The sequence below is a fragment of the Tamlana sp. 2_MG-2023 genome (assembly GCF_030548465.1).
Classification (GTDB): domain Bacteria; phylum Bacteroidota; class Bacteroidia; order Flavobacteriales; family Flavobacteriaceae; genus Pseudotamlana.
In genome coordinates this window covers 166,357-191,833 of record NZ_JAUOSF010000001.1, presented here as the reverse complement: position 1 = coordinate 191,833, position 25,477 = coordinate 166,357, and the positions used below count along the sequence as shown (strand labels likewise).

23 protein-coding genes are annotated in these 25,477 nt (G+C 31.9%); 2 read left to right on the top strand and 21 right to left on the bottom strand.

Going from position 1 to position 25,477, the window contains the following annotated elements; translation table 11 throughout:
* Positions 1-12: 12 nt before the first annotated feature.
* The 21 genes from Q4566_RS00960 to Q4566_RS00860 form a co-directional block, all read right to left on the bottom strand.
* A complete protein-coding gene (locus Q4566_RS00960) occupies positions 13-915 on the bottom strand; it encodes a glycosyltransferase family 2 protein (protein WP_303417346.1) in 903 nt (300 codons plus the stop codon).
* Between the two features lie 4 nt (positions 916-919).
* On the bottom strand, positions 920-1,930 hold the full coding sequence (locus Q4566_RS00955) for a glycosyltransferase family A protein (protein WP_303417344.1): 1,011 nt from the start codon (positions 1,928-1,930) through the stop codon (positions 920-922).
* Between the two features lie 13 nt (positions 1,931-1,943).
* On the bottom strand, positions 1,944-2,705 hold the full coding sequence (locus Q4566_RS00950; RefSeq protein ID WP_303417343.1) for a hypothetical protein: 762 nt from the start codon (positions 2,703-2,705) through the stop codon (positions 1,944-1,946).
* On the bottom strand, positions 2,702-3,904 hold the full coding sequence (locus Q4566_RS00945) for a hypothetical protein (RefSeq protein ID WP_303417341.1): 1,203 nt from the start codon (positions 3,902-3,904) through the stop codon (positions 2,702-2,704). The genes Q4566_RS00950 and Q4566_RS00945 overlap by 4 nt, the downstream gene beginning before the upstream one ends.
* Positions 3,901-4,794, bottom strand: coding sequence for a glycosyltransferase family 2 protein (locus tag Q4566_RS00940; protein ID WP_303417340.1), 894 nt, complete (start codon positions 4,792-4,794; stop codon positions 3,901-3,903). Before Q4566_RS00940 ends, Q4566_RS00945 begins: the two co-directional genes overlap by 4 nt.
* An 11-nt stretch (positions 4,795-4,805) precedes the next feature.
* Positions 4,806-5,732: a glycosyltransferase family 2 protein gene (locus Q4566_RS00935; RefSeq protein ID WP_303417338.1), complete on the bottom strand. Its 927-nt coding sequence runs from the start codon at positions 5,730-5,732 to the stop codon at positions 4,806-4,808.
* Positions 5,733-5,775: 43 nt separating this feature from the next.
* The gene (locus Q4566_RS00930) at positions 5,776-6,738 is read right to left on the bottom strand and encodes a sulfotransferase domain-containing protein (protein ID WP_303417336.1); all 963 of its coding nucleotides are present in this window, start codon (positions 6,736-6,738) and stop codon (positions 5,776-5,778) included.
* A 6-nt stretch (positions 6,739-6,744) separates the two neighbouring features.
* Positions 6,745-7,986 carry a glycosyltransferase gene (locus Q4566_RS00925; RefSeq protein WP_303417334.1) on the bottom strand — a complete coding sequence of 414 codons (1,242 nt, stop codon included), beginning with the start codon at positions 7,984-7,986 and terminating at the stop codon, positions 6,745-6,747.
* 7 nt (positions 7,987-7,993) lie between these two features.
* A complete protein-coding gene (locus Q4566_RS00920) occupies positions 7,994-9,016 on the bottom strand; it encodes an acyltransferase (RefSeq protein WP_303417332.1) in 1,023 nt (340 codons plus the stop codon).
* Positions 9,013-10,035 (bottom strand): glycosyltransferase, encoded by a 1,023-nt coding sequence (locus Q4566_RS00915; protein WP_303417330.1) that lies wholly within the window; start codon positions 10,033-10,035, stop codon positions 9,013-9,015. Before Q4566_RS00915 ends, Q4566_RS00920 begins: the two co-directional genes overlap by 4 nt.
* The gene (locus tag Q4566_RS00910) at positions 10,032-10,949 is read right to left on the bottom strand and encodes a glycosyltransferase family 2 protein (RefSeq protein ID WP_303417328.1); all 918 of its coding nucleotides are present in this window, start codon (positions 10,947-10,949) and stop codon (positions 10,032-10,034) included. Before Q4566_RS00910 ends, Q4566_RS00915 begins: the two co-directional genes overlap by 4 nt.
* Before the next feature lie 236 nt (positions 10,950-11,185).
* Positions 11,186-12,292, bottom strand: a complete 1,107-nt coding sequence (locus tag Q4566_RS00905; protein ID WP_303417326.1) for a glycosyltransferase — start codon at positions 12,290-12,292, stop codon at positions 11,186-11,188.
* A gap of 109 nt (positions 12,293-12,401) precedes the next feature.
* A complete protein-coding gene (locus tag Q4566_RS00900; protein ID WP_303417324.1) occupies positions 12,402-13,322 on the bottom strand; it encodes a glycosyltransferase in 921 nt (306 codons plus the stop codon).
* Complete coding sequence (locus Q4566_RS00895; protein ID WP_303417322.1) at positions 13,313-14,125, bottom strand: sulfotransferase domain-containing protein; 813 nt, start codon at positions 14,123-14,125, stop codon at positions 13,313-13,315. The genes Q4566_RS00900 and Q4566_RS00895 overlap by 10 nt, the downstream gene beginning before the upstream one ends.
* Positions 14,126-14,809 (bottom strand): WbqC family protein, encoded by a 684-nt coding sequence (locus Q4566_RS00890; RefSeq protein ID WP_303417320.1) that lies wholly within the window; start codon positions 14,807-14,809, stop codon positions 14,126-14,128.
* Positions 14,810-14,822: 13 nt separating this feature from the next.
* Positions 14,823-15,899, bottom strand: coding sequence for a DegT/DnrJ/EryC1/StrS aminotransferase family protein (locus Q4566_RS00885; protein ID WP_303417318.1), 1,077 nt, complete (start codon positions 15,897-15,899; stop codon positions 14,823-14,825).
* Complete coding sequence (locus tag Q4566_RS00880; RefSeq protein ID WP_303417316.1) at positions 15,896-16,540, bottom strand: sulfotransferase; 645 nt, start codon at positions 16,538-16,540, stop codon at positions 15,896-15,898. The genes Q4566_RS00885 and Q4566_RS00880 overlap by 4 nt, the downstream gene beginning before the upstream one ends.
* A 6-nt stretch (positions 16,541-16,546) precedes the next feature.
* Positions 16,547-17,773 (bottom strand): ABC transporter ATP-binding protein, encoded by a 1,227-nt coding sequence (locus tag Q4566_RS00875; RefSeq protein ID WP_303417314.1) that lies wholly within the window; start codon positions 17,771-17,773, stop codon positions 16,547-16,549.
* A gap of 274 nt (positions 17,774-18,047) precedes the next feature.
* Positions 18,048-18,893, bottom strand: a complete 846-nt coding sequence (locus Q4566_RS00870; RefSeq protein ID WP_303417312.1) for an ABC transporter permease — start codon at positions 18,891-18,893, stop codon at positions 18,048-18,050.
* A gap of 161 nt (positions 18,894-19,054) precedes the next feature.
* Positions 19,055-21,523, bottom strand: a complete 2,469-nt coding sequence (locus Q4566_RS00865; RefSeq protein WP_303417309.1) for an exopolysaccharide transport family protein — start codon at positions 21,521-21,523, stop codon at positions 19,055-19,057.
* Between the two features lie 10 nt (positions 21,524-21,533).
* Complete coding sequence (locus tag Q4566_RS00860) at positions 21,534-22,334, bottom strand: polysaccharide biosynthesis/export family protein (protein WP_303417307.1); 801 nt, start codon at positions 22,332-22,334, stop codon at positions 21,534-21,536.
* Between the two features lie 101 nt (positions 22,335-22,435).
* Between Q4566_RS00860 and Q4566_RS00855 the strand changes: the two genes are divergently transcribed.
* A complete protein-coding gene (locus tag Q4566_RS00855; RefSeq protein ID WP_303417305.1) occupies positions 22,436-24,298 on the top strand; it encodes an ABC-F family ATP-binding cassette domain-containing protein in 1,863 nt (620 codons plus the stop codon).
* A gap of 321 nt (positions 24,299-24,619) precedes the next feature.
* Positions 24,620-25,393, top strand: coding sequence for an O-methyltransferase (locus Q4566_RS00850; RefSeq protein ID WP_303417303.1), 774 nt, complete (start codon positions 24,620-24,622; stop codon positions 25,391-25,393).
* Positions 25,394-25,477 lie beyond the last annotated feature (84 nt).

Below are 25,477 nucleotides of genomic sequence, written 5' to 3'. Positions count from 1 at the left end.
TAATTTAAAGCCCTAAGATTTCCAATATATTTTAGTCTGAGCAATGTTTTGATATAATTTATATTCGTTTTGAGTTAATCTATTTACACTTTTTGTTAATTGTAACATATTAACTAGAACATCCCCCAAGGCCTGTAAAACAGCTAACAACGCTTTAAAATCCCCTTTAAAGACTTTTAATTTCAACTGCATCCAAAGGGTATAAACCAATTTTCTAGGGATTTCTTGTAAAGGATAAAACAAAATATACAAATACCAACCCGACCTTAAAGAACGTCTTAGTCTAACTGTATAATCTTTTTGTTTTTTTCTTGCTTTCACATTTACCCGATGATGCACTAAAACATCTGGAACAAACCAGACTTCCCAATTATTTTTAAATAATTGAAAACTTGCAAACTCTTCCTCGCCATAAAAAACAAACCAATCTGGATAATTTGGTATACTTCTCCAGGCAGCCATACGCCAAACATGACCGCACCCAACAAATCCTTTTACCCTTTTATTTACTAATTTATGACTCACGTTATCAGGCAGTATTTCTCCCCAAAAGATTCTAAAAGCAATTACTGCACATTTTTTATTAGATTCAAATACACTCTTTATTTTTTGCAAAGAATTTTTAGACACTATATGAGCGTCATCATCTAAGGTTATCGCGTATTTGGCCCTAGTCAGGTTTAGCAGTCGGTTTCTACTAAAAATAAGCCCTTTAGATTTTTTGTTTTTAATTAAGTGAATGGATTTATAATTACTTTTTATAAATTCTGAAGTCCCATCAGAAGAACCATCATCGCAAATAATAAACTCCACATATCTGTTTTCAATAAAATCAGCTAACCCCTTAAGGGTTTCCTTTAAATCTGGAAGCCTGTTTTTAGTAGTTATTAAGATGGAAAAATCTGGGAGGTTCATATACTTAGTATCTATCTATCATTTCTTTTGGCAGACTCTTCCATTTTAAAAATATTTTATAAAAAAAAGGAATAGAAATAAATTTAACGAACAATCTATTTTTAAAAAAGAACATAATTTTATTTGACTTTTTATTTGTTCTAAAATTAGAATTAATATCCTCGTCAAACTGCTCTTTTTTATACGGGACTACCATCCAATCTTCCACCGTGTTACCCATGTGATAAGCAAAGTTGTCTTGCGTTGTTAAACGCCAATACCCTTTAGCTAATGGAGTTTTATCTAGGTATGCTTCACTAATTCCTCCTAATTTAAAACCTAAATAAGAGGTGATTTCTGAAAACATATCTTTTTTATAAGTTGCCACAAAGTGTCCTGAACCGACCAATACACTTAAGCCTTTACTTAACTCCAATCCTAAACTATATTTTAAATAATCTTGATTATAGTTTCTTTTCCAGCCAATACTATCATAGAACATTTCTAAGCCTTTTGGGTTTTTAACTGGTAAAAATTTTAATTTAGAATTAAAAAGATTATCATAAATGACATTACCACAATGAGCTTCAAACATTTTAAATTGAGGCACCAGACCAACAACACCAGCTTTAGGCGCCTTACTGAAAACCTTAATTGTTTCTTGCTGCCAATTTGGTAGAAATAAAACATCAGCATCTGAAATAGTTACTAATTCAATATTATTTCCTACCAAGCCCTTTAAAATAGCATTTAATTTCCCTATGTTTTCCGTATGAATAAGTTCTTGAATGACTTTAGCATCAAATAACGCCCCTAAATACTCTTGAACCACCTGACTGCTACCATTATTTACAATAGTTATAAAAGTTCTACCATGAATAGTTTTTAACAGGGATTCAATACATAATTTAAAAACTTCAAAACTATCTTTAAAATAACCTTCATGATTTGGTATATAAACGGGAATAATTACCTGGTGAAGATAACCAGAGGACTTGATTGAAGTGTCTTTATTTGGATTTAATCCTATGCGCATAAAACTACTACCTTTAGTTTGCCTTTAAATTAGTTGTGACACCAACACGGGAATAAAACCCTTCCTGAGGGGAGAATGTAATGTTAAAAAACTCAAACATAGTTTTATATGTTTCAATAACATTCAAATTATCATTTTCCAATTCAAAATATTTTATTTTCGGGTACTTATTTTTAAACTTTCTTGCTTGCAAATCACTTTCTTTAACATACCATTTTAAATAATTAATTTCTTTTTCTATAAAATATTTTGGTTTTCCGAATTTAAAAATCTTTTTATTGTATTTACTTTTAAACAACCTATTTAAAAAAAATAATACTCTATATTCTAATTTAAATATTAAAGACAGACTTGTTTCTGGTTTTTCCATTAAAGGCGTATACATCCAATTTTTTCCGTTAAAATTTAGAGGCGTGGTGTCTATTCTATGAAAGCTTTTTACAATATCGTCTAAATTTCTCTTTAAGTAAATAACACCTATTTCAGAATGAGGAACTCTATTCACAATTTCCCAGGCAAAACCTTTAATAAAAGCATGATTTGTTTCAAAATAAACCTCTCCGTAATTAACGGATTCTTGTATTACTTCTATTTTTTCATGAAGTAAAGTCAACAAAAGATTTTTATTCCCTTTTAAATATTCAAACATTGGCTTGCCATTCATTACTGGGTGGGGTTCATGGTAAGCCCTTACATTATTACAACAATTCAAAATATTTGCTAAATAATGAGACCCTGACCTGCCGGTATTTATACAAAAAACATATTTTATCATGAAAGCATAATATTTAAAGCTTTTTTAAAATTGTCATCACTAAAATAATCACCAAAAGGATTTACGGGTTGATTTGAATTTATTCTATCTTTTATCAAATTTAGGAGTTTGACTTTCAAATCATCTAAATCATTCATATCTGCAATAAATTTATCATCTGTAATGATATTACGCAATTCACTCTTCTCTGGTGACACACAAAGAACTGGTTTATGATAATTAGCCAAGAAAGCAGATTTACCGACTAAAATATTACAATAATAAGGACCATTTTCTAAAATGATTACGATATCACTTTCATGAACCTGTTCATATGATGAATTTGAAAAACCAATAGTTTCTAAAATATGAATATTAGAAACACCTTTAAATCTTGATTTTAAATCTTTCAATCCGTCACCTTTGGCTCTTATAATGAATTCTGTTAGCTCCTTATATTCCGAGTTTTCTTGTATTATACACTCATAAGCCAACAGTAAATTCATTAAATTTCTACCATACATCAATGCTCCATGGTATGAAATACTTATTTTTTTTTGCTTTTTTCTTACTTGACTCTCATCTGACATATCAAAAACAGAAGTGTCAAACTGATGCGGCAACGTATGAAACTTTTTTTTAGAAGCAAATAAATGCTGTAAATCGTGAGACATAAATTTTGCTGTACTAGCACAGGATTTAGATTGTTCCACGACCTCCATCACCTGCTTTAAGCGAAATAAATCTAATTTTGAAGGTGTTTTATTTGCTCCAACATACCATGCTAAGGGGTAGGGGTCGTGAAAAATTAAGGTTGCGCGTTTCAGAATAGGAAGATTATGAGTAGCCAAAATAGATTCATGTTCTGTGCCAGAGCTTGTTATTAAAATATGATCATAACTATCATGATTTATTGAGGCAATAAATTTTCCATATTGCTTTTGGATATAACGCTCATTCAAAGAAACATGAAACAACCTCCAGTAAAACCAGTTGATGAAAGTTACATAAAATGGTCTTATATTATTTACAATATGCTTATTCACACTATTAACAGGCAATAAATCTAAAGCATCTTCTGTGTCTCTATGAATGATGTAGCAAACATCAATGATGGCTTCTGGGTAGGCCATTCGTAATTTTACTATTAAGGATCTAGTTACTATTCCAGCACTTGTACCACTAACTCTTAAGTCTTGTGCTATTACTAAAAACCTCATACAATACTTCTTTTAATCTTCGAAAATAACGATAAAAACCTAGGATATTTAGAAAAACGAATATATAAAACAATGAGTTTTAACCACCGTCCAGGTGTCTTTTTATTATTGCACTGCACTTTTTCAAGTCGTTCAAACAAAGTATTGACTAAATTAACAGGGTATTTCTTTCCATAATTCTCAAGCAAATACACATAAAATTTAAACCAAGCTTCATTTTTATCAAGTGAGTCAACCTGGCCGGTAATATTTATATCACTTAATCTAAAGTACATAAACGCTTCGTTAATGCTATAAATATTTTTACCCCTTGAAAATTCAACAACTGCTAATGTATCACTAGACCAAGCCAAGGGAAAATTTTTAAACCTAATAGCATTCACTACCTCTTTTTTAAAAATATATTCACTTAGTGAACTTCTAGTTCCCCCTTTATATTTTCGCTTTAAAAAATCAACAGCCGTTTCTAAATTTGGATGAATGTATTGTTTAGAAACCTGTTCACCTTTAGTATTCACTACAACAGATGCATATCTAATAACACTAATTTTTAATTGATTTATTTCGTCTATATGCTTATAAAAAGCTTCAACAAAATTATCACTAATTGTATCGTCATCACCTAAAATCATCACCCAAGTTTCACCTTGTACCATTTCTAAACAACGTTCCCATTGTTGGGTAAGTGATATACCTCCTAAATTAGAATCGAATCGTTTATACTGATAAGCTAACTTCCCCTTGTATTTTTCTAGTAGATTTTTAGGGTTTTCTGAGCTAGCATCATCACCTATGTACACCGTAAAGGCTTTATTCGTCTGGTTTTGTAACGACAGTAAAGTCGATTCGAAAAAAGCATATTTATAATAAGGTATGACTATGGCGAGCATATTTTATTTGCTTATTCTATTTTGGATTTGAATTTCAAAAAAAACGGAAATAATTTTCTAGAGATTTTTAACAACCCTAAAATTTTCAGTGTTTTTTTTATCATTAACCCTGTTTGATAAGGGTATGATGATTTTACTATTTGTAATCTTGCTTTTAAGGCCTTTTGTTCGACGTAATATCTTGAGATCAAAACTTTTGAAAGCCCATAAAATTCATCTTTATTTAAGATGGTTTTAAACATATCAAAAGCTATCATTTGATCAGGAAGTAAGCTGCGAGATTTTGTTCTTCCTTCTGGGTTTCTCCTATACAAAGCTAGTGGTTTATCTACAAAATAAACCAATGGATTCAATTTAAATATTTGAACCCACACAATCCAATCTTCTTGTGCTGTTAAATTTGTAGGAAAGTGAATTTCATCAAATAACGAAGTTTCAAATATAGCACAATGTATAGGAATCGAGAAGGAGGCATTCCATTCATACAGCAAACTTTCAAACGTAAAAAGGTCTTTTCTTAAAAAGCAATAGGGGCCGGTTGTTTTATTGGTATTAAGCAAAAACATTCTAAAATTTGACAATACAAGCTGTTTATTATCATTAGGTAACAGTTCAAGAGCATTCAATGATAATTCAAGCTTTTTTGAGTCTAAAAAATCATCTGCATCTAAAAATTGAATATAATTTCCTTTTACTTTTTCTATTGCAAAATTCCTAGCGGAACTTACACCTCCATTTTTCTTATGAAAATATTTAAACCTGTCATCTTTATAAACCCATTCTTGAGCAATCTTTTCTGAATCATCTGTACTACCATCATTAATAATAAGACATTCCCAATTTTGATAGGTTTGATTATAAACTGAAAGTAAAGACTCGTTTAAATATTTTCCTTGATTATAACAGGGGATAATTATGGAAATTAAAGGGCTACTCATTTACTATATTTGTAAATTAAATTATTGTTTCTTGTTAGAGAATTTAGCTAACGTTTAGTTCTTTATCAATTCTGGGATATGCTTCAAAAGCAGAATATACAGTAAAATTAAAGTAATCGAAAATATTCTGAATTCTAAGTAGCTCTTCTTTTGAAAACTTACTAAAAAAAGATTCTAACTGTAAATTAGCATCATCCTGATAATCTTTATTGAAATTAGAATGACTTGGTTTTTTAAAGTTAAAATTTCTCAATTTTTCAATATTAAAATCAATGTTAATCGCTTTAAGTAGTTTAGTCACCTCATAAAATACTATTATCCACCCACAAGGGTATTCATTAAAAATTAAATTAGCATTATTTATACACCACATGGCTATCTGCCGTTCTAACCTAGTGTTTAATGAATTTATATACGATTCATGTTTTTTAAATCGTTCGTTAAAAATTACTTTAGGAACAATAAACTTTTCTGAATTATCAAGAGGTTTAAATAAGTCTTTGTCCTTTATATTATGAAACGTTTTTAATTGAGATATACAGGTGGTAATCGGGTGCCTTACTAAATATACGGGTTTAAACTTTAATTCATCACCAAACTTATCAACTAGCCATGGTAATAATTGATTAGCTAACACAAATTTTGTGACTACTATTTTAGCACATAGTATTTTTTTTACACTTACAAAACTCGTTGTCCATTTGTTATAAATTTTTAGTGTAAGAATATTAAAAAATAGATTTTCAAATTGCAAATTAGAATATTCCTTTGGCAAGTACGGGAACCAACCTAATTTATTCTTTTTTGAAACAACGCCTGAATTCACATGAAGTGGCTCCAAATTAACTATTGTATAGGGTAAAGCATTAAAAATCTCCATTAACCAAGTACTACCTCCTCTAGGGTCACTACATATAATTATAGTATTCTTTAAAGCAAACTGCTTGCAATTCAATATCGAAGTAAGAATTACATATCTAAACTTTTTTTTTATTCTTTTTATCATATATACTTATAATGCTTTTTCGTAAATATACTTCCACTTTTCATCAACAATTTTTTGGGAATAATTTTTATTTACAAACTTTATGGCTTCAACTCCCATTTTTTCAAGAATTTTAGGATTCTCAATTAAATACTTCACCTTATTAAACACACAATTAACGTCATATTCGTTGCAAAGAAAACCTGAAACACTATCTTCAAAAGTATATTTAATACCTCCTGAATCAAATCCTATCACTGGCAACCCGCAGGACATAGCCTCTAAAGTCGCTAAACCCTGCGTTTCAGTGCTTTTGCCCTGATATTTTGATACTGAAGTAAATAAAAACAAATGGCTTTCTCTAAGTAATGTAATTATTTCCTTCGAAGTTCTAGATCCCATTAATTTTACATTAGCACTTAAATTATTTTGATCGATATAATTTTGAAGCGCTCCTTTTTCTGGACCATCACCTATTATTTTAAATTCCACTCTATGTCCAGAAACAATTAATTTTTTGAGAACTTCCAGCGCATAGATTTGACCTTTAACAATATTTAAACGACCAACGGTAATTAATTTCAATGTATTCCCAATAGCGTATTTCTCATTTTTTCTAAAAAAACGTTCCGTATCAACACCAACAGGAACAAGTTCAATTTTATTTTTTTGACACCCCAACCTTAATAGTTGATTTCGTAAATATGGTGTGTTAGCTGTAACTATGTCAGCATAATGAAATAAATTATCATAGTAGCCATTATTCTCAATATAACCGTACAATGGAAAAAAAGCGTCATGACCATGAAATGTTACTATAACTTTAGGCTTAAAAAAACCTGTTTTTTTTAATAGGTCAACCGGATACTTGTATGTACCATATTGTATATGAAATATTGTAGCTTCATCAAATTGATAATAAAAAACCCACTGATAGAGCCATGTTAAACTAAACTTTTCATGTTGTTTAAAATAACCATATATATAGCGAAATTGCTTTAAATAAAAAACGAATAATAGGCACCATTTTAAAACCCTAACAAATTTATTTTTTGGAACCTTATAGTCATCTATAATAATTTTATTTAACAATTGATAATCTTCAACTAAATGAATGTTATTGGTTATAATTTTTCTTGTTATAATTCTAACGTCGTAACCTAATTTAATAGCTGTTAGGATTTGCGCTACCAGAAACGTTTCCGAAAAATGCGGGAATTCAGGGATTTTAAAAACTATTTTTTTTCTATTTTCTTCTATTTCTTTCATATCGTTCTTAAGTCATTAAATATCCTATTTTTAAGCTTTTAAGACAATAAATTATGATAAAGCTAAGTAAGAAACATAACAATACTATTAATACAATAGCGATGGCTGGGTTTAATCCATTCAGATTAAATCCATTTAAGATAAAAACCTTTAGAACTAATGGATGAATAAGATAGATGCCAAAACAACATTGGTTTAACTTTAAAAGTAGTTCCTTTAATCTATCGTTTGTAACATTTATTTTATTAAAAAAAAGAAAAACACCAAGAGCAACCAACAATGTATTTAGATTTAAATACTCATAGAAATATGGGTAAAATGTAGAATTCTTAAGAGTAAAGTAAGATGTTCCAACAATGGTTATAAAAGCTCCAAAAGCAATAGCCAAAATAGCAAACTTTTGTCTGTTGCCAGCAAACTGTTTTAAGAAATAACCTAACACAAAATAACCTATGAAACCTGTAAAATAAGAAAGGTTTATTTTAGGAAAATAATTGTTAAAACCAGGGATACCAATTATTAAAGTAAATAACCAAATAATTAAAACATACAAAATTTCATTTTGAGAAGCATTTTTAATCCATTTTCTAATAATAGGAGTTATCAAATAAATCCCCATTAAAGCATATACAAACCACAAGTGATATTCACTACCATAAAATATATCCCTTATCACTTTATCAACGCGAAAAATCTCACTATTGAACACATATCTATTTAAAAGACTATATATTAAGGACCAAAATAAAAATGGTGGAATAATTTTTCCGAATCTCTTTTTTATAAAATAATATAACTTGTAATCTTTACTTAATAATAATGCTCCACTGATCATAAAAAACATTGGAACAGAATACCTGCTTAAGCCGTCAAAAATATTTGCAATATACCAATCCATCAAAGGTATTTCTCCAAACTTTACAACCAACGGGCCTGAAACATGAATTAAAATAACAGAAAAGGTTGAAACTATTCTTAAAATTGAAATACCGAGTTGTTGGTTTGTATTTATATTCTCATTATTAATCATTTTTGAAAAAAAGTTTTTTTAATTTCCCTTCCTTTTACACTTGTTACGAAAAGTATTTCTCTCATAGGTAATTTAAAAAACAATTGTTTCCTCATTTTTTTATCAACACCGACCGCTTTCTTTTTAAAATATAAATAAAACACTAAAATCCTAAGTATGCTTCGTAGAACAGGCACTAATTCTTTCTGAGAGTATACTTTATATTTCTTATTCAATTTACTTAATTCCTTAAGCCAATTGATGAACAACGAAACTTCTTTAACCTCAATAGTTTTATTCAATAATAGCATTTTAGTTATTAACTCATCAGAATAAGCCTTTGTGTTATAATTAAGCTTTTTAAATAAAATCAACTTTATCGGAATATCGGCTTTGATCTGATGCTCCCTATAAATATTAGTAACTTGAGTTTTATGAACTCTATAATAATATAAGACCTCTTGAATATTATAAAACTTACAATGCCAAGCAATTCTTACCCAAAAATCATAATCTTCAACATGAGTTTTGTTTTGGTTAAATTTATAATTTTTAACTGCATTTCTTTCAAACATTACGGCCCCTATATTCATTGAACAGTGCAGTAGCATTCTAGCTACAATTTCATCATGAAATTCTTTATGTTTTAATACTCTATTAACTTCACCAAATTGTTGCAACCAACACCCACAAGCATTAATTCCATTATTAGATTCTAAAATTTTTAACTGTTTTTCAAATCTAGTCAACACATTAATATCATCACCGTCAACTCTAGCAATATACTTACCTTTAGCTTCCTTAAACCCTATGTTTAAACTATCAACAAGCCCTTTATTTTTTGTTTTTTTTATAATTCTAATTCTGGTATCTTTATAAGATTCAACAACAACTAAGGTATTATCAGTAGAACAATCGTCAATAACAATAATTTCAAAATCTTGTATGGTTTGACTTAATATAGAATCCATACATTCTTTAATGTATTTTTCAACATTAAAAACTGGTAATACAACTGAAATTAAGGGCTTACCTCTCATATTCTTCTCAAGATTAAAACAACTAGACTTTTTATTTTAAAGGAAGTCCTGTGCATCGGGTTCGCACCGATGGCCTTAAATAGTAAGTAATACTGTGACCATTTTTTCTTTGAAAACTTTAAGCGTTCAAATCTTTTTAAGTAATAATTAGAGGCAAATTCCTCAATATATTGCTTTGTGAAATTATCAATTTTAGTCTGATTTTTTTTTCGTCGCTTATACGCTTTCAACTTGGCATAAAAATGCCAATATTCTGCTTTAAAAAGATTCTTGTTATTTGATATGCTATTTTTATGCACCCTATAACGATAAAGAACCTCTTCTAAAAACATATGAGAACCTTGCTCTTCTAGCTTATAATACAAATCCTGATCAACCGCGCGTTTCATAATGGGATTTATTCCTCCCGAACTTTGATAGCTTACTTTTTTAAACGTAGCAAAATGGGTTAAAGCACCTTTACCATAAGTTAAATAGGACTTTCCTTTTGGTATACTACTTCCATGAACGCCTAATTTGGTGAAATTCATTTCTAAATCAACAAATTCATATTTTGAAGTGACAATCGCAATATCTTTATCTGAGAGATGTGCTTGAACCATACAATCTAAAGCTTCTGGAACCAAAGTATCATCAGGATCTAAAAACCCAAGCACCTCGCCCTTTGCCAATGTAGCACACCTATGCTTTGTATAACCACAACCTTTATTTATTTCGTTTTGAAATATTTTAAACCTTGTATCATTCTTAATCAAATCTTTAATAACACTAACAGAATCATTTGTAGAGGCATCATCTACAATAATAACTTCCCAATTATAATATGTTTGGTTAATAATACTTTGATAGCAGTCCTTAAAAAAATGGCCGTTATTATAATTTGCAACAAGTATTGAAAAGATAGGTTTACTCATTATTAACATTAAGTATGGCTAAAATATAAATTTAGATGTGAGCTACTCAATTATTTTGTAAATTTAACGGAGAAACAATTGGAAATTTAATTTATTGAAAGACTCTTTAACCTTTTTAAATAGATAGAAACAGCCAGTTGTGAGATGATACATACTAATCCACTAGTCTATAAAGACTACTTGAATGTGTTACCTGGATAATATTTACTTTATTTCTCAGAGAAACAGACTTCTTATTAATCGTTACCTATAGCCTTTTGCAACTTCTCCAAATGCTTTTGTAAATTAAACTGTTCTAGAATACGTTGCTTTCCAGCGGCTCCTAACTGTTTGGCAAAATCCAAATCATCCAAAACTCGCAACATATTTGCAGACATGGTTTCTACATCGTGTTCATCGGATAGTAATCCTGTTTCGTTATGAACAATAACATCCGGAATACCAGCATGCTTTGTTGCAATTACTGGTAAACCTGCTACACTCGCTTCTAAAACGGCTAAGGGAGTCCCTTCCATATCACCTATTTTAGCTGTAATGGAATGTTGTACAAAAGCCAAAGAGGTTTCTAATAAAGCGACGTAGTCATTTGGAGAGATGACTCCTAAAAGCTCAATATTCTCTTCTAAATTAAAATATTTTATTAAGTTTTCACAGGTATTCAATAACTCTCCAATTCCTGCTATAAGCAACTGTGCATCTGGATGCTTTTTCAAAATAGCTTTAAAAGCTAAAATGGTATAATAAGGTGCTTTTTTATCTGTAAAACGACCAATCGCTACAAATTGTTTTTTACTGAATTTAGGCTTTACAGTTTCAAATAGAGATTGTGGACCATAAACATTATAAATTAATTTGGCTTTAGGGCAGCCCAATTTTAATAAGCTATCATACATTACTGTTGAAACGGCTATGACATTTTTTGCCACAGCAAATACTTCTTTGTATGCGCCACAACTTGTAATTACATGGTTTATGCTAGCGTCATAACCATGAAAATGAACCGTAACAGGTAACTTAGCCACTTTTAAAACTGGCAATAAGTGATGGGCATGCGTGCCATACTCCACTAATATCGTATCAATTTTATGCTTCTTTAAGTTATATAGCACTTTTTGTGTCCATAAGTAGCGGCTTCCTTTCCTGAAAAATTTAGCATTTATACGGTGTAATTTATACAAAATATAAGGCATTAATTTTTTTTCGCCCTCTAGCTTAATTTCTAGACCGGTACCGAAGTAATAAAACACATTTCCCTTTAACCCATTTTTATGGGCTTGAATAAAGGTCTCTGAATATGGATTCTGACTTGGTGAAAAAATAGCGATATTCAAAGTTTTACTCATTTGGTTGCGGTTCCATACAATATTGTTTCCTTTTGTTTCCTGAGAAGATTAATTTCATCAATAATAATTATTTTCTCTGTTTTAATTTACAATATAAGTTAAGACGTAATTAAAAAGCTAATTTCTTTAAAAGTTTATATAACATCGGATACTTAATCTTATACAACTCTTCTTTATGATAATTTATAAGTTTTTTTGCTTGTTGCCTATACTTATAGTTAAAATATTTATTTAGAGCTTTATTTAAAACAACTCTATTCTTATGGTAGTTTATTAACGACTCATTTGAAGTAACACCTCCTTCGTTTTTTCTGTAAACAGACATAAACTCGTTTAACAACTTAAGTTTGCCATATTTTGAAATAAGACCCAACAAATACATATCCCCACTGGTTATTCTTTTATTTGCTAAATTCTTATAATCTATATTTAAATTTCGAAAAAAATAAGAACTTGTATGAAAAAGCGAAGTCTTCCTAATTGTATCTTCGGCTGTAAACACATCCTTATTATAGGTTCGCCAAGGTTTAGGCATATAATTAGGTACACGTTCATCTATATAAGAAGTGTTATGAAACACTCCTACAAATGCTTCATTAGCCTCCAAAAAATCAACCTGCTTTTGTAATTTTAAAGGATCTGTCCAATAGTCATCGCCCTCACAAAGTGCTATATATTTACCTTGGGCTGCATATAAATTGTACAAAAAAATAAATCGCCCTGTTGGTTGGTTGTTAATTTTTATGTTATTTTCTCTATGATGTAAAAACAATCTTATTTTATCTGGGAACTTCTTTGCGTATAACTCACAAATTTTACGAGTTCCATCAATAGAAGCATCGTCTCCCAATAAAATCTCAAAATCAAAGTTCGTTTTCTGTATAAGAATACTATCCAAGCATTCTTGGATATACTCTTTATGTTGATAGGTTTGAATACAAACTGATACCGTTACGGTACTTGATACCTGATTCGGACACGGATTTACTATTACCTTTTCAAATTTTTTCTTGAATGACACTATGTCCATTGAAATTTTTCATTTAAGATTTGATATTCTTTATCTCCTTTAATATCTTCAATAATATTTTTTGGTAATTCTTCCTTCCAATCTTCATCATGTTTTTTTATTTTAAAAACTGAATACGCATCCTTATCGTTTTTTTTACTAGAATTTTCTAAAAAACCCAAGGTTTGCTCATGTATTTCCAAATCTGAAAATGAAAAAAGTTTTTCTATTTGCACTTTTTTGTTTGAAATTAAATCTTCATACTCCAAAAGGTAGAATTGCTCAGGGAATTTTTGTTTTAATTTTAAAAACAAAAACACTACTTCTTTCCATTTTTCAAACCCATTGAACTCTTCAACTTTTCCTTTATTTTTTTTAGGTGCCCAACGCCACTCCTCATCGACAACCCAACCTAATTCTTTTTTAAACTCCTTTGGAGCTTTTAACCATGAACTAATTACAGAAAAAGGATTTCGAATAAGACCAATAACTTTAAGCTCTTTATCCTTTTCTAATAAGTTTTTAAGTACATTATGATAACGTACTTCTTTATAAAGTATATGACTTATTTCATCCTTTTCGAATCTTGGAATAATTCCTCTTAACTTTGAATCACGTTGCAATACAAATTCATCCTCTGTATTATAAATATCAGCAAAAAAAGCATTAATCTCATACAAATTAGCCTGTTCGCCTATTTGTCCTTTATGTGTATATGAAAAGAGTGGCTGTAACCTATAAGCAACATGGGGTGAGGAATCGAATATACTTCCCAGCCAACTAGACCCACTTCTAGGAACACTATGTATAGCTATACGTTTCATTTAAGATAGCTTATAATTTAACAGCATTTTCTGAACATCTACTTTTGAATTAAACATTAACACATCTATTATTGATAGATTAGGAACAAACGTATTAGCAAATTGGGCGTATTTTATTTCTCCTGTTTTCAAAAAGTCTAACTTGATCGATTCATTTAAAAATTCCTGTTTATCGTACAAAGCGATACCTCCTATGGCATTAAAATAATGACTAGATCGTTCTTGTTTACAAATATCAAAAATTCGCTCCTTACCCTTTAATTCTTTATTTTCATAAATTTTTGAACTATTAATAATCTCTGTTTCAATATCTAAATAATTGCAAACTTGAACTATTCCTTGTTTCAAAAATCCTGAAAGACACTCTTCTTTATTAAGTATGATTTTTTCAATTAAATTATATATGACATCAAATTGCGGCGCTTTAGAATAGCTTTGAGATATCTGCTTTAATAGTTTCTTTTGCCAATTTATTTGATTATTGATAGTTATTTCATTAATTTTTTTAAACGAGGATGCTTTTTTTAACATGACATTTATCCGTAATGATTTGTTTCCCAACAATATACTATTCCTATTAACAAAACCTCCCTTAATAAAATTCACATCATCATAAAACACAAATTTATCAACCGTATTGATTAACTGAAAATAACCTATATAGGGAAAAAAATAAGGTTGCATGATAGCTATTTTCTTAACGGTCATCATTTTTAATTTGATTAATAATTCGTTCTACCCAAACATTTTCTAAGCCTACAAACAAAGGCAAACACAATACCCTTTCACTTATAGATTCACTTATTGTGCAAGTGTTACTCCCATTTAAATAATCAATTGTATTTAAACTTGGGTAAAAATAGCGTCTTGGAAAAACATCAATTTTATTTAATCTTTCTTTAGCCAAAAGTAAATCTTCTTCTGTTTTAAAAATAACAGGAAAATAATGATAATTCCATTCTGTGCTTTCTCTTATTTTCAAGAACTTAAAATCTGAATCATCTAATAACTCTTGATATAATTGGACTATTTTTTTTCTACTTTCGAAAATCTCATTAAGATGATTAAACACAGCTAAACCCATAGCCGCTTGAGGCTCACTCATTTTTGCATTAATTCCTAAACCTTGAAATTTCTCTGGCCCATCATGTCCAAAATTATGTTTTGAATACATCGTTTCAAAGTATTCTGAATTACAAAACAAAGCGCCACCTTCACCGGTGTGAAACAGTTTAGTTGCATGAAAGCTACAAGTACTCACATCCCCATAATTAAATAACGATTGGCCTTTATACTTCACCCCAAAACAATGGGCGGCATCATATATAATCTTTAAGTCATGTTTCTTCGCTATCTTTTCAATTACTTCTACATCACAAGGATTACCAAACACATGAGTTGCCAAAATAGCTGAAGTTTTACTGGTAATAGCAGCTTCAATTTTAGTTTCATCAATAGTTAGATATTCAGGATGAATATCCACAAAAACTGGTGTACAGCCCTCCCAAATGATACTTGAGGTTGTCGCCACATAGCTAAAAGGCGTGGTTATTATTTCTCCCGTTAAACCTAAAGCTTTAATAGCGATTTGCAAAGGTAAAGTGCCATTGGTCATCGCAATAATATTAGGGACTTGTAGATAATCCTTTAATTTCACTTCTAACTCCTTTACCAAAACACCACGGTTAGTCATCCACCCTGTATCCCAAGCGCGTTTTAATATGGCTTGGTATTCTTCTTGTGGCGGTAGAAATGTTTTGGTTACGTTAATCATTGTGTTTTATTAAGATGAGGAAACTCTTGATGTAGCATCTTTTTATTTAAAAAATCAGCTAGTTCCTTATAACTTCCTTTTTTCGTAACATCTATACATAAAAAGTTAGAGTTATCCTTAAAAAAGTGTATAACATCTTCATTATGCCTAATATAGTTTCTAATAAACATTTCTTTGTTATACACATCATTTTCTGGAGTTTTCCATACAGCTCTACTTGTTTCCCAAACAAAACCTTCATATCTATAATTCGCATTTAATAAATCTTCTTTATTAGGTATTCTTTCTCCATTGGCAAATATTTTAGAATGAAAACGCGTAATAGATTCATACCAGGATTCCGTATCTCTTATAGTAAGTATGAATTTGGCTTTAGGATAGGCATTATATAAAAACAACCATGTATACGGCCATGAAAATGGAGCGTCTTGAAATGCCTCTGCACTTTCACAAAAGTTGGTTATTTCACCCCAATCTTTATTAGCATAAGCTTTGACCAACATCTCTCCTTCAATTTGATCACCTAACTTATAACCAAATTCTCCTAACACACTCTCTAAACTAGTTGTTCCTGTTTTGTTTCTTCCTATACAGAATATTTTTTCTTTATGCTTTCTAACTTTACCCCTTCTAAATAACATCATAATCTAATTTTCAGTATAATAATGAGTATCTAATAAAAATGGCTGCCAAACCTGATGCTCACTGAGCACCTGAAAATCTATAACTCCATTTATTCTTAAGAACGGTTCTTTAGTATTTGAATCATTTACCGATACATTTAACGTATAAATACCTTTAGATAATTGCAGTTTTTTATGTATAATTTTAAATGTAATAACACTATCATTAAATAAAATAGCTGCATTCGATGTATTCGGCTTTAAAATAGCCACAGGTCTTTGCTCCTTATCAAAAATTACAAATTGAAAAACTGGTAGCTCTTTTAATTTGTGATTTTTAAATTTAAAGCTAAGCTCCATGTTACTGCCCCATTCCAAGTGAGAAATACCTTCTTTTTTAACTGTATTATTTATTTCAACTTTTTCTAATTCAATACTTCCATCATCAAAAATAACATTAGTTTCATTATTAGAAAATCTAGTATAATATAAGTCAATCGCTTCACTAACGTTATCCCCCTGAAACTGCGTCCTACCATGCTCCATCAAAATAATCTGGCTACAAATACGAGATACCATGGGCATACTATGACTTACAAATACTATAGCGGTTTTTGGTAAGATAGTATCAATCGTTTTAAAACACTTTAATATAAACCCCAAATCCCCCACAGCCAAAACCTCATCAATAATCAAGACATCAGGTTCCATTTGAGCGGCTACGGCGAAACCTAAACGAACTTTCATCCCTGAGCTGTAATTTTGCACGGGCATATCAATAAACTCGCGTATTTCGGAGAAATCGATAATGTCCTCCACCTTTTCGTCTATTTCCTTTTTACTAAAGCCTAAAATGGCACCGTTGTTATAAATATTTTCACGTCCGCTCAAAATGGGGTTAAATCCGGCACCTAACTCGATTAGCGCCCCTACACGTCCTTTTATAGTGACTTTACCCGCATCTGGGTTTATTAGGCCATTCAATATTTTAAGCAAGGTAGATTTTCCGGCACCATTATGCCCAATAAGGCCTAGACATTCACCACGACGCAGTTCAAAATTAATATCTTTTACAGCCCAAAATTCTTGATCGCGAAGCTCACGGTCATTTTTATTACCAAAGACATTTGAGGTCAAATCTTTGATACCATACCACAAACTGGTTTTTAAATCCTTGCAGAACTTTTTGCTGAGGCCTTCTACCTTAACAAGAACCTCATTATTTGTTTGTATGTTTTTTTCTTCTTTCATTTTTTTTGCTCATTAGCCTGGGTAGGCGTGAAACGGGTTTCGTGAAACGGGTTTCGAGCTTATTAACCTAAACACTTAGTTATACGTAAATTTCCTCTCACGTTTCACGATCTACGTTTTACGATTCACATTTCATATTTCAACGTTTTCACCTTTAATTCCAAACTCATACGTAAATCGCGTTTCACGGCTCACGTTTCACGATTTACGAAAAACGCTTCACTAAAGACGTTTCACGAGACTCCACAAACAACTTCCCGTTTCACAAACACCCCTACGCATTAGACCTTTCTACTAGAATAGGAATGGATATACGGTAAAAAACCAGCGCCACAGAAAACAAGAGCAAACTCCCTACAAAGATGCCTATAAAATAATTAAAAAAAGCTGGAGTATTCCCCAAAATCAAGTCTCTTGCTGTTAAAATAAGTGGAGTTAAGGGATTTATTTCCATAATGGTTTTCATGATACCTGTTTTAGGAATCACATAAACTACAGGTGTCACGTACATTAAAAAACTGAGTCCTACACTAATAATCTTACCTACATCACTATACAACATACCAATAGGGGTTAAAAACAATCCTATGGTGGTACCAAATAAAATAGCTACCAAAATTGCAAGTGGAAATAGCAACTGTGTAGCATGAAAGCCTACGCCATAAAAAAATATGAAAAACAATAATAATATGCATTTAATGCCTGTATTAAACAACAGTTTATATACTCCTGAAAGTATAAGTGCTTCTTTAGGGAAATTTATTTTAGACATAATCCCCTTGGCACTTTTGGTGCTCGCTGTGGGCGCATTAATAGATTCGGTGATGATAGACCAGATTAAAGTTCCCGTAAAAGCAAATACCGGATATGGCGCCCCAGTATCAGTTAAAGTAACCGTTCCTGAACGTGATAGAAAAACCCAAACAAATGCAGTAAATAAAGGCGTAATAAATGCCCATAAAATCCCCAAATAACTTTGTCGATATTGAGCTTTAATATCGCGAACCGCCAATTGCTTTGCTAAAAAACGTGAACTAATTAAATCCTTAAAGCTGGCTCTAAACATGTGGCCCAGTCGTAACTGATTTTCCTTTTGATATATTCTCGTTTCTAATGCCATTGATGTTTGTAATTCTTAGGCTTATTTTTTGTTTCTAGTGAGATCCTGAAACACCTACCTCCGGTAGGTAAAAATTCAGAATGACACTACGACTTAGATTGATAATGAGATACCGAATTACCTACCTCTTACAGATAAAAGTTCAGAATGAAGTCAAAAAACTAAGCCCTTTTATTCTTCTTAAAAAATCGCTTTATTTTATAAAAAACACCTTGTTTTTTATCCTCATCATGATAGCCGTTAGCATAGTTTCCGTAGCCATAGCCGTAACCATAACCGTAGCCATAACCGTAACCATATTTGGCCTTTTGGTCGTAACCATTATAGACTAAACTGAGGTTTTTTATTTGTTTTGATTTATACTTTTCATTAATAAAATTAAGCATGCCTTTTTTAGTATAATCTTGGCGCACAACGTAAATGGAGGCATCAACAAAATCTAAAAGCTCTAAGGCATCGGCTACTAAACCTACTGGAGGGGTATCTAATACAATGTAATCATACTCTTTTTTCAGTTCATTAATTAAGGTTTTCATGTTTTCCCCAATCAATAGTTCTGAAGGGTTTGGCGGAATGGGCCCAGAAACAATCAAATCTAAATGGTCGATACCACTATTTTGAACCACTTCTTCCAATGTTGATTGTCCGATTAGGTAATTCACCACCCCTAAATCATTCTTAATCTTAAAATCTCCGAAAATTTTTGGTTTCCTAAGGTCTAAGCCTAGTAAAATGGTTTTCTTTCCGCTTAAAGCGAAAACCGTAGCCATATTAATAGAACAGAATGTTTTTCCTTCACCACTTACCGAAGAAGTTACCATGAGTGTTTTGGCACCATTAACGTCTTTGGTTTTATAATAATACTGTAAATTACTTCGAATAGCTCTAAAAGACTCCGCTACTGCCGATTTTGGTTTTCTATGGACTACTAAATTGTCTTCCAAAGTGTTTTTGCCAACCACCCCTAACAGCGGAATGGTAGATAGTTTTTCAATGTCCATCGGACTATGAATATTGTTATCTAAAAAGGTTAAAACAAAGGCGATGATTAAAGGAAACAGTAAAGCAGCAAAAAAAGCAAAAACGTAACGAACATTTAAATTTCTTCCTAATACGGTAGCTCCTGTGTTTTTAGCCGGGTCGACCACTAAGATGTCTGACACATTGGACGCTTTTATAATTTCAGCTTCACCACGCTTGGCCAAAAATACATTATAGGTTTTCTCGCTTAAGGTATATTGGCGCTTTATGGTTAGCATTTTTTGCTGATCTTCAGGCAACTTACTGAATTCTGACTCTACTCTACGTAGATTAGAATAAACCATTTCTAAATCCCTTCTTAAAACACTAGTCACCGAACTAATATTCTCCAAAAGCACGTTTTTCAAACCTTCTATTTGTCGGTTTAAATCGCTAAAAATAGATGCGTCATTTTTAACAGAATACTGTAATTTCGATTTCTCAACCGAAAGCTCATTAATTTTGGACACATTTGCCAAGATATTTGGGTCACCAACTCCTGAAATAGAAGGCGCAGGAACATCTGTAAATGTGTTACTTGTTAATAGATAGTTTTTAAGACTTGAATAATAGTCTAACTGCCTATTTATCGCTTCCTTTTCTTCTTCATACTTAGACAATTTCTCATTCAGTAAAGTGCCGTCGCTATCCAGTTGATAAATTTTATTTTCTTTTCGGTAATCGTTGAGTTCCTCAGCATTATCCGTCATCTCCACTTTTACACGGGCTATTTGCTCGTCTATAAATTTAATAGCGTTCGTGGCGTATTGATTTTTTCGATTTAATTGATCTTCACTTAAAACATCGACTACCATATTTAAGTAATCCACGATCTTCTCGGTATTTTTATCAATTAAAGTAAGATCTAAAATAGGTGAACTACTTGAATTTGCTACGTTCATTCTAGAGTTGTAACTAGCAACGACGCCATCAAAATTATTGAATTGAATAAAGAACACGGATCCTTGTGCTGCTTTTCGGTTTTCAGCCAATCGAACAATCCCTTTTAAAAAAGGTAATGTAATAGATTCTCCCAATTTAAAAGTTTCTTTAAATACCCCTACCGGCACATCAACTCTGGAAATTTCCTTGGTATTAAAGTTTTGAACTGCTACAGTCGTTCCTGTAAACTCAGTACTTAGCTCAAAAGTATCCTGCTCTAAAAACGTAATTTTAATGGGGGTTCCAATAAGTTGTGCAAAGTCGTTATCTTGATAAAACCGAAATGGTGCAGCTTTATAAATGTCTTGCTTTCTAAAACGGCCTTCTTTTAAGTAGGTTTTATAAAACTCTAAACGGTCTACAACTTTTTCATGATGCGATCGCGACTTCAAGGTCACAATCATGGTTTGTACTTTTGAAGTCACCCCTCCCCAGTTAAAAGTTAAACTGGCATTTGATGTGAATAACGGATTGCTATCATCCTCAATAGATATCTTGGTCCCTAAGCGATACGAAAACTCTTCTCTGATATTTTTTTGATATACTAAAAAAACACCTATTGCTAGAAGCAATACGAACAACTTCCAATAGCTCAAGGCTCGAAATAAAAATTTTTTTATATCAAAGCTTGAGGCCGATGATTCTGAAGCTTCAAATTCTTCCGTCACAGTTTCAAAATTATAAACTATTTGTTAACACATATATGGACGTAATTCCTGCTAGAATTGACATAATTGCAGCAAAATTTTGGATCACCGTTTGTCCGGCACCAATTACTTTACGCTTTAATGGTTTTACTAATATGATATCGTTTGGTTGAATATAATAATACGGCGAATTCATTGCACTTATATCGGTTAAATCGATATGATGAATGCGTTGTCCGTCTGGGTATTGCCTTACAATTAAAATATCCTTTCTATTTGCAGTAAGCATGACATCACCAGCATTGGCTAGGGCATCAATAATATTTACACGATCTTCAAAAATGGTATAAATCCCTGTACCATTAACCTCTCCTGTAACCGTATAAGTTACACCAGGAAGTCGCACCGTAACAAACAACTCAGCCGTTTCTTTAAAATATTGTTCTAACAATTCTTTCTTAACTAACTCCTCTATTTCGATAGTCGTATAGCCCAATACGGTAATTTCACCAAGTATAGGAAACTTAATTTTCCCGTGGTCATCTACCGTAAAGCCATTAAAATATAAATTCGACTGGTTTTGACCATTAGCATTGTTATTGTTAGTTTCTACTGGATTAAAAATCTTAGTCAACTCCTCATCCAAAGCCTTTACATTAATACTTAAAAGGTCGTTAACCTGAACTTTATAAGGTTTCGGAAGCTCTCGTAATACTGGAATCGTATCGTTTTCATCCCTATGATCTTGTAAGTACACCACATCTTTATTAGTGATACAGGACACAAAAACCGTGTTTACCACCACTAAAACTACAAGAAACCATTTATTCATATAAGGTTATTTTTCTGTACAAATATAACTGTTCGACTTTAACCATGAAACTTATGCCATATTTTTTTTTTTACGTTCTTTACAAAAAAAATAGATAGACTTTGAATTATTTAACTGTTGAAAACATATCAAAATCATACGGCGAGCATGTCCTTTTTGAAGACATTTCGTTTAGTGTTCATAAAGATCAGAAAATTGCCTTCGTAGCCAAAAACGGCACCGGAAAAACCTCCATTTTAAATATTCTTTCTGGTGATGACCAAGCCGATTCGGGAAATGTAATTTATCGAAAAGATATTAAAGTGTCCTTCCTGTCGCAAGACCCGAAATTCGATCCTGCTTTAACGGTTGAAGAAACTATTTTTGCTAGCGACAGCCCTATTTTAAAAGTGATTGCCAATTATGAAAAATCGCTTTTAAACCCAGAAGATACCGATGCTTACCAAGCCGCTTTTGAAGCCATGGAGCGCCATCAAGCTTGGGATTTTGAAACCTTATACAAACAAATTCTTTTCAAATTAAAACTTGAAAAGCTGGACATGAAAGTTAGTGTGCTTTCGGGCGGACAAAAAAAACGTTTGGCTTTAGCGAATGCTTTAATCAATAAACCTGACCTTTTAATTTTAGATGAACCTACCAACCATTTGGATCTTGAAATGATTGAATGGCTGGAAGCTTTTTTTGCTAAGGAAAACATCACCCTTTTTATGGTCACGCACGACCGCTATTTTTTAGAGCGTGTTTGTAATGAAATTATTGAGTTGGATGAAGGCCAGATGTATAGCTACAAAGGGAACTATTCTTACTACCTTGAAAAACGTGAAGCTCGTATTGAACGTGAAGCCGTTGAAACCGGTAAAGCCAAGCAACTCTTTAAAAAGGAATTGGACTGGATGCGTCGACAACCAAAAGCGCGAACCACCAAGTCTAAGTCTAGAATTGACGACTTTGCCGATATTAAACACCGCGCGCACCAACGTAGAAACGATCATGAAGTGCAACTGGAACTTAACATGGAACGCATAGGAAGTAAAATCCTTGAGTTTCACAAAGTAGGCAAAGCTTTTAAAGACAAAGTCATTCTTGATAATTTTGAATACAACTTTAAAAAAGGGGAACGCATTGGTATTATAGGGAAAAATGGCACGGGAAAAACTACCTTTTTAAATATTCTAACCCAAACCGCTGAACCAGATTCTGGAAAAGTTGTTAAAGGTGAAACCGTTAAATTTGGTTACTACACCCAAAACGGCATCACTATAAAGCCTGAACAAAAGGTTATAGATGTGATTCGTGAATTTGGTGATTACATTCCTCTAAAAAAAGGACGCCAAATTAGTGCGCAACAACTTTTAGAGCGTTTTTTATTCAGCAGAAAAAAGCAATACGATTTTGTTGAAAAACTAAGTGGTGGCGAACGCAAACGCCTCTATTTATGTACGGTTTTAATTCAGAATCCGAATTTTTTAATTCTCGATGAGCCTACCAACGATTTAGATATTGTTACGCTAAACGTTCTTGAGAGTTTCTTATTAGATTTTCCTGGTTGCATTATCGTCGTGTCTCACGACCGTTATTTCATGGATAAAGTTGTCGATCACTTATTCGTTTTTAGAGGCGAAGGTGTTATTGAAGATTTCCCTGGAAACTACACCGATTACCGTGTTTATGAAGATAGTCAGCCAGCGGTTTCAGCAATCACCGAAGAGAAAAAAGACAACAAATCGCAGAAACAAAACGAAATTGCTAAACTGTCTTATAATGAAGAAAAAGAGCTTAAAAACATTGAAAGCAAGCTTAAATCTCTCACTTATGATAAAAAAGAACTGGAAAACAAATTCAACAACCCCGATTTAACACAGGAACAAATCAATAAACTGTCTGATGAACTACAGAAAATTATTGATACCATGGACGAAAAAGAAGAACGATGGTTTGAGTTGTCGGCGAAGTTGGAGGGGTAGACTGTTGGCCTTTGACTTTTGACTGTTGACTGTTGACTGTTGACTGTTGACTGTTGACTGTTGACCTTTGACTGTTGACTGTTGACCTTTGACTGTTGACTGTTGACCTTTGACTTTTGACTGTTGACTTTTGACTGTTGACTGTTGACCTTTGACTTTTGACTTTTGACCTTTGACTGTTGACTGTTGACCGTTGACTTTTGACTTTGAAGTGTCTAGAAAATGAACGCTAGAGTAATTGACCAGTAACTAACAACTAAATGTAAAATATCATTTTTTTAAGTAGATTTGTGCCGCAACCCCGACTTTCGAAATACAACCATGCTATACCAAGCAACCAAATACATTAAATTCCTTTTAAAATCTAGCAATCAGCACGGGGTGCACTCGCCTTTTGTTTATAATTTGGTGACCAAATGTTTTTATGATCGAAATCCGCACGATGCTTATAAAACCATTCAAAATTATAAAAAAAACCTGCTTCAAGATAAAGGTAGTATCAAGGTTACTGATTTAGGCGCTGGCTCACAAGTGATGAAACAACAAGAACGCCTAGTCTGCAATATGGCTAAGAACGCAGGAACCACGCTTAAACGCGCTAAATTATTGTACCGCCTTAGTGCTTATTTCAAACCTAAAAACATCCTTGAACTTGGCACCTCTCTAGGCATCGCTACGCAGGCCTTAAGTTTAGGAAATCCGGAGTCACACATCACCACTATTGAAGGATGTCCGAATATTTCAGAATTTTCAAAAAGGCGTTTTAAAGACGAAAAACTTAATAATATCGAAAGCGTTCAAGGTGATTTTTCTTCTGAAATCAAAAAAATAACCTCTAATAACTACGACCTAATTTTTTTTGATGGCAATCACCAAAAAGCATCCACTTTAGAATATTTTGAGACTTTACTACAATCAGCGACTAACGATTCTGTATTTATTTTTGATGATATTTACTGGTCTGAAGGCATGACTGAAGCTTGGGAAATCATAAAACAACACCCCAAAGTAACGGTAAGTATTGATACTTTTTTCTGGGGATTAATCTTTTTTAGAAAAGAACAGGTTAAGGAACATTTTATGATTCGTTGTTAATTTTGTTTCGCAGAATTCAAATAAATCCTTTTAATAGAGGTCGGTAGCTAGTTACATACTTTTAGACGGCACTCCTTTAGGCTG

What these genes read in the sequence shown, in the direction of transcription:
- Q4566_RS00890 (WP_303417320.1), bottom strand. Translation starts at nt 14,809, where the DNA reads ATGCAACCTTATTTTTTTCCCTATATAGGTTATTTTCAGTTAATCAAT.
- Q4566_RS00940 (WP_303417340.1), bottom strand. Translation starts at nt 4,794, where the DNA reads ATGCTCGCCATAGTCATACCTTATTATAAATATGCTTTTTTCGAATCG.
- Q4566_RS00900 (WP_303417324.1), bottom strand. Translation starts at nt 13,322, where the DNA reads ATGGACATAGTGTCATTCAAGAAAAAATTTGAAAAGGTAATAGTAAAT.
- Q4566_RS00935 (WP_303417338.1), bottom strand. Translation starts at nt 5,732, where the DNA reads ATGAGTAGCCCTTTAATTTCCATAATTATCCCCTGTTATAATCAAGGA.
- Q4566_RS00895 (WP_303417322.1), bottom strand. Translation starts at nt 14,125, where the DNA reads ATGAAACGTATAGCTATACATAGTGTTCCTAGAAGTGGGTCTAGTTGG.
- Q4566_RS00880 (WP_303417316.1), bottom strand. Translation starts at nt 16,540, where the DNA reads ATGTTATTTAGAAGGGGTAAAGTTAGAAAGCATAAAGAAAAAATATTC.
- Q4566_RS00875 (WP_303417314.1), bottom strand. Translation starts at nt 17,773, where the DNA reads ATGAAAGAAGAAAAAAACATACAAACAAATAATGAGGTTCTTGTTAAG.
- Q4566_RS00905 (WP_303417326.1), bottom strand. Translation starts at nt 12,292, where the DNA reads ATGAGTAAAACTTTGAATATCGCTATTTTTTCACCAAGTCAGAATCCA.
- Q4566_RS00850 (WP_303417303.1), top strand. Translation starts at nt 24,620, where the DNA reads ATGCTATACCAAGCAACCAAATACATTAAATTCCTTTTAAAATCTAGC.
- Q4566_RS00910 (WP_303417328.1), bottom strand. Translation starts at nt 10,949, where the DNA reads ATGAGTAAACCTATCTTTTCAATACTTGTTGCAAATTATAATAACGGC.
- Q4566_RS00930 (WP_303417336.1), bottom strand. Translation starts at nt 6,738, where the DNA reads ATGATAAAAAGAATAAAAAAAAAGTTTAGATATGTAATTCTTACTTCG.
- Q4566_RS00885 (WP_303417318.1), bottom strand. Translation starts at nt 15,899, where the DNA reads ATGATTAACGTAACCAAAACATTTCTACCGCCACAAGAAGAATACCAA.
- Q4566_RS00955 (WP_303417344.1), bottom strand. Translation starts at nt 1,930, where the DNA reads ATGCGCATAGGATTAAATCCAAATAAAGACACTTCAATCAAGTCCTCT.
- Q4566_RS00920 (WP_303417332.1), bottom strand. Translation starts at nt 9,016, where the DNA reads ATGATTAATAATGAGAATATAAATACAAACCAACAACTCGGTATTTCA.
- Q4566_RS00860 (WP_303417307.1), bottom strand. Translation starts at nt 22,334, where the DNA reads ATGAATAAATGGTTTCTTGTAGTTTTAGTGGTGGTAAACACGGTTTTT.
- Q4566_RS00870 (WP_303417312.1), bottom strand. Translation starts at nt 18,893, where the DNA reads ATGGCATTAGAAACGAGAATATATCAAAAGGAAAATCAGTTACGACTG.
- Q4566_RS00925 (WP_303417334.1), bottom strand. Translation starts at nt 7,986, where the DNA reads ATGAAAGAAATAGAAGAAAATAGAAAAAAAATAGTTTTTAAAATCCCT.
- Q4566_RS00960 (WP_303417346.1), bottom strand. Translation starts at nt 915, where the DNA reads ATGAACCTCCCAGATTTTTCCATCTTAATAACTACTAAAAACAGGCTT.
- Q4566_RS00945 (WP_303417341.1), bottom strand. Translation starts at nt 3,904, where the DNA reads ATGAGGTTTTTAGTAATAGCACAAGACTTAAGAGTTAGTGGTACAAGT.
- Q4566_RS00950 (WP_303417343.1), bottom strand. Translation starts at nt 2,705, where the DNA reads ATGATAAAATATGTTTTTTGTATAAATACCGGCAGGTCAGGGTCTCAT.
- Q4566_RS00915 (WP_303417330.1), bottom strand. Translation starts at nt 10,035, where the DNA reads ATGAGAGGTAAGCCCTTAATTTCAGTTGTATTACCAGTTTTTAATGTT.